Raw genomic sequence first — 5004 nt, forward strand, 5'->3', positions numbered from 1 at the left:
GATGATCAGATGGAAGCCCGCCCTCAACGCCCTCGCGATCACCTTCGAGGGCCGTCTCACCCCGACCACCACCAACTGACCGATCACCAACCGCCACGGCCGATCCACCGGTAGTCAGACACTCCCGCATTCCGTTCCTGATCGGCAAGATTCTACGACACGGGACGATCACGATCGATGACTTCTCGACCGAGGGCCTCGCTGACCCGGAGGCGTCCGCGCTGGGACGTCGCGTCGAGTGGTCGCTTGACCCGTCGCTGCGTCGAGGCATGAACGACTTCGGTGTCGGCATCGTCGAGGTGGAGCACGAGGACGGCCGGGTTGCGCGCGGCGAGACCCTCTATCCCCTCGGGCACCCCGAGAAGCCGTTGTCCTGGGACGACGTCGTCGCCAAGCTCCGGCGCTGCATGGATGCCGCGGCCGGCGATCTGGGCCCGGCGGCGGATCGCGTGGTCGACATCGTGCAGGGACTCGATACGACGACCGACGTGCGGGTCCTCCTGGACGCGGTTCGCAGCTAGATATCCCACGGTTCGCACTGCCAGGCGGCGACCTTCGGGTTGGTGGTCTGGCTCGGCCAGGCGGTGGTTTCGTCGTAGGGGGTGGTGGCGCAGGCAGCCGGGCGATGGCTTGCAGGATGAGCGCCAGTCAGCCGAGGCTGGTGCTCCGGCAGCGCTGCCGGAGCACCAGCCTCGGTGCGGTGCGGTGGGAGGGACTCTGCCCGAGGCGGGGGACTACTCGTCGATCAGGTACTACCTGCTGATCCAGATCTCCTCGGGCAGCAGGGAGCCGAGTCCGTACTGCACGAAGCCACCGACGCCCTTTCCCGCGATCACGCCGGGCTCGGCACGGGCCAGGAAGACCACGGGCATCAGGTCCACGAGCGCTTTTTCGAACACGGCGTAGGCCGTCCTGCGCTCGTCCTCCGTGGTGGCGGCGCGGGCGTCGGCGAGAGCATCATTGAGCTTCGGGTCGTCGATGCCGGGCAGGTTGGCCGCGGACTTCCCGTTGAAGGTCGTCCAGAGCCGAGGCTCGGGGTCCTGGAAGAAGGCCGACGAGACCGCCGCGTCGAACTCGTGCGTGCGGCGCAGGGCGACGTACTCGGTGATCTCGGCGACCTTCACCTCGACCCTGACGTTCTTGAAGGCGCCCAGCTGCGCCTGGATGTTCTCCGCGATCGTCCTGTTCTCGGCGCTCGGCGCGCTGGTGAAGGTGAACGAGAGCGGCTTTCCATCCGCCGCCAGTTCGTCGAACAGCTTCTGAGCAAGTGCCTTGTCCGTCTTGTGGAGCGTGGTACTCGTGTGGAACGGTGAACTGTCGGCGAACAGCAGGTCGGCGGGCCTACCGGTGCCGTTGTAGACGGCGAGGTTCACCGCTTCCAGGTCCAGTGCGGCAGCGACGGCCCGGCGGGCGCGGATGTCGTCGAACGGTGCCCGGCGGGTGTTCATCGCCAGGAAGAGCCCGCCACTGAGATCCATGACGTCGGTGGCCAGGCCCGCCTGCTCGGCCTTGTCGAGGTTGACCGGGCTGGACTCGATGGCCAGATCGGCACCGCCGGTGAGCACCGTGTTGTACCGCTGGTTCGTTTCCGTCGCGGTGCGCATCGTCAGCCGCTCGAGGTAGGGCTTGGGAGCGTCCCAGTAGCGCGGGTTCCTGACCAGCTTCAGGTCGGCCTGGCGGGTCCAGCTCTCCAGGACGAACGGCCCGGCGCCGATGGGCGCGGCGTCGAAGGCCTGCGCCCCCTTCTGCAGGGCGGCGGGCGAGCCGATCCAGTTCAGGGTGGAGGTGACGACGGACTGGGCGAAGGCGGGCACCGGGTTCACGAGGGTGACCTTGAGGGTCACGTCGTCCACGACCTCGGTGGAAGCGATGTCGGACGCCTCGGCGAGGTTGACGGCCCGGGTCGCCGGTTCCTTCAGCCGGTCCCAGTTGAACTTGACGGCCTCGGCGTTGAGGGGGGTTCCGTCGGAGAAAAGTAGTCCGTCACGAAGTGTGAGGGTGAAGGTTCTACCCTCGTCAGTGGTCTCGAACGACTCGGCCATCTTGTACTCGACGCGGCCGTCGTCCTTACCGGTCATCAGGGTGCCGTAGAGCGCGTTCCCCAGCACGGCGAGGGTGGCGTAGCCATTGCCCAGAATCGCCGGGTCGAGTGTGCGCGGTTCTGCCAGCAGGAGCAGGCGCCCTTCGCCGCCGGCGACCGGCTCCCCAGCCGCGCCTGCGGACGGACCCGGACCGGAGTCGCCGCCACCCCCACATGCCCCGAGGGCGAGGGCTATCGCGCACACGGCCGCGGTAGCCGTTAATCGGGTCCTACGAAACATCATCAACCTTCCGTTTCATGGGGCGGAATGCTTCCGCCCGGGAACGTGTCGCCGCGGCCAGGAGGAACCTGACGGCAGCTCGTGGCCGAACCAGTTCGAGGCGCGCTTCACCGCCCTGCGCTGTTTCGCGTTCGACGGCATTCACTGCCGCGATCTCCGCTCTCAGGCAGGCGTGATCCGCCACCGCAAGGAAGGATCAGCCGTCGCTGCCGTCGCTGCCGTCGCTGCCGTCGCTGCCGTCGGTGCCAGTCAGGGTGCCGTCCTCGTGGGCCATCCAGTGCACGAAACGGTGCAGCGGATACATGGCGTCGTGCGGGTTGCCGATGGTGCTCGGCCCGGCCTCGCCCAGCCGGACGATGCGCTGCGCGCCGCCGCTGGCGAGTCGGTCGCGGTAGTCGGCCATCCGCCCGAAGGGATAGAAGCCGACCGTCTGGGTCGCCACGTTGACGTACTTCATCGCTTCGTCGAGCGAGTCGACCCGGACCACGTTCGCGGTCTTGTTGATCGGGTGGAAGTCGACGGGCTCGTCCGAACGGATCACCAGCCCGTGGCCGTCGGTCCTGCCCCAGACTCCGAACTCGTCGTCAAGCATCATCAGCACGTCGATCTGCTCACGCAGGTCGGCGTCGAGCGGGCGGGCGTCACCCGAGGCGGCCGCCTTCTCGACGATGCGGGCGTGGAGCCGCTCGCTGAAGCGGTCCGCGTCGGTCTGGTCCGCCTCGACGAAGACGAAACGGCTGGCGACACAGGCCTCCTGGTTGAGGACCATGACGTCGGCGGCGGCGAGCTCGGTGGCGACGCCGAGCGCCTCCTCGGAGGCGAAGGCCTCCCTGCCGACCATCGAGATCGACGTCTTGGGGTCGAAGGACACCAGCTGGAAGCCCGGCCCGAGGTACTTGATCACATTGTTGATCGCGTCGCCGCCACCCCAGGCCACGATCTTGTCGAAGTACTGCGGGCGATAGAGCACCCGCTCCACCGCGTCGTCGCCGCCCCGCCAGTAGACCGCCGACATCGACCGCACGATGGGGTGGCCGGGGTCGATGCCCGCCATCGTCCGCAGGACCGCCACCGTGGTGAAGGGGTCACTGGAGGACATCTTGAACAGGTTGACGGCCTTCACCAGCGCGCCCTGGGCGATGGATTTCACCGCGACCCCCGGGGAGTTGCCCGGCAGCACGTGGATCAGTCGGGGCGCGAAGGCGCGGACGTAGCTTTTCCGGCCGGTGAAGTCCTGCTTGGGCACCCATTCGTCCAGGGCCCTGGGGTCGGGGAAGTTCTGCTCCACCACGGTCTCGAGCAGGCGCTTGTCGAGATACGCGGCGGCGCCCCTGACCTGCCCTTCCAGGACCGCGCGGGGAAGCACGTGGGTGCCGGCCATGCGGTCGATGCAGTCCTGCACGAAGGAGTTCCGGGGATCACGGATCCGCTCGCCCGTCTCGACGAGGAAATCGATGATCTCGCTGAGCGGGACGTTCAGCAGCGGGGGCACCTCGGTGCGCGGGTGCACCGCGCGGTCCATGGCGATCCGCGGCGTGGCGAACGTGACGCCCAGGTCGCGTGAACGGTGCGTGACGTCCTGGCCCTCGAAAAGCTCACCACGAAGGAAGAACGGCGCGGCGACTATCGCGTCGGCGGGCTGGGGTCGGGTGTCAGTGATGCTCATGACAGGCCTCGCACATACGCGTCGACGGTGCCGGCACAGCCGATCTTGTCATCGCCGCCCTTGAGGTCGGCGTAGCGGGCGATGTTGTCGCGCACTGTGGGTCCTTTCTGACCGCACCTGCAGGGATCCAGATCGAGAGAGATCCTGTCGCCGGTGATGATTCCGCCCCAGCGCCCGTCGAGCGAAAGGTCGAAGAATCCGGCGCGGCCTTCTGTCTCACCGTTCTCGTGCGGCAGCAGTGTCTCGCCCGCCTCGTCGAGAACGAACGGGACGATCCACGGCGGCAGGTGGTAGCGGTTGCCCTGCTGGCACTTGGGCATGCCGGAGTTGAGCTCCTGCATCGAGTAGTTCTGGAAGTTCCGGCTGGCCGGAATGTTGAACGTCTCGTGGACGAACTCCTGGTAGTCCGGCGGCAGCTGTGCGCGCTTGAGTCCGCCGCCGACGTAGAGGCAGTTGTCGGGGTGGAAGTCCTTCGCCGAGTAGCCCAGGTCCCGCACGATCCTGGCTGCCTGGTACAGCGAGTTCCACATGCCGGCGATGTAGAGCTTCTCGTCGCGGTACCTGACGAGCGCCTCGGCCGCCGTGATCATCGCCTTGTCGAGGGCCTCCTGCCGCTGCCTGGAGGTCTCCTCGAAGCCGGCCAGCTCGTCGGGCAGCGCCGTGCCGTCCGCGATCTTCTTGCGGAGCACGACCATCCTGGTCAGCGACCCGACCGTGATCGGTGGGATCGGCAGGCTGAAACGCTCCCTGGCGGGATCGCTGAACGCCGCCTGCTGGGCCTGGGCGATGACCAGGTTCTTCGGGACGGCGGCGGTCGCTCCCACGCCGATCATCCGTCGGTCCCGGGCCGGCTTCACTCCCGAGCCCCAGGAGAAGACGTTGACCGTGTCGATGCGAGACCAGGCCATGTCCTGCTCCGACGCGAGCAGCATCGCCGACTTGCCTGTCGTGCCGCTGGAGCAGGAGACGTAGTGACCCGCGGCCGCCAGACGTTCGATCCAGTCGTCGATGCCGTCG

4 protein-coding genes are annotated in these 5004 nt (G+C 67.6%); 1 reads left to right on the forward strand and 3 read right to left on the reverse strand.

Annotation, left to right across the window (positions count from 1 at the left end; genetic code table 11):
- The first annotated feature begins 140 nt into the window (after positions 1–140).
- A complete protein-coding gene (locus AB1460_RS35615; protein ID WP_368966833.1) occupies positions 141–521 on the forward strand; it encodes a hypothetical protein in 381 nt (126 codons plus the stop codon).
- A gap of 231 nt (positions 522–752) precedes the next feature.
- On the opposite strand, the gene AB1460_RS35620 is transcribed toward AB1460_RS35615, so the two are convergent.
- The 3 genes from AB1460_RS35620 to AB1460_RS35630 form a co-directional block, all read right to left on the reverse strand.
- Positions 753–2321, reverse strand: a complete 1569-nt coding sequence (locus AB1460_RS35620) for an ABC transporter substrate-binding protein (RefSeq protein WP_368966835.1) — start codon at positions 2319–2321, stop codon at positions 753–755.
- 196 nt (positions 2322–2517) lie between these two features.
- Positions 2518–3987 carry an acyl-CoA reductase gene (locus AB1460_RS35625; protein ID WP_368966830.1) on the reverse strand — a complete coding sequence of 490 codons (1470 nt, stop codon included), beginning with the start codon at positions 3985–3987 and terminating at the stop codon, positions 2518–2520.
- Positions 3984–5004 (reverse strand): hypothetical protein (locus AB1460_RS35630; RefSeq protein WP_368966831.1); only part of this gene is annotated, 1021 nt, incomplete at its 5' end. The genes AB1460_RS35630 and AB1460_RS35625, both read right to left, overlap by 4 nt.

Source organism: Parafrankia sp. FMc2, from assembly GCF_041008525.1.
Taxonomy (GTDB): domain Bacteria; phylum Actinomycetota; class Actinomycetes; order Frankiales; family Frankiaceae; genus Parafrankia.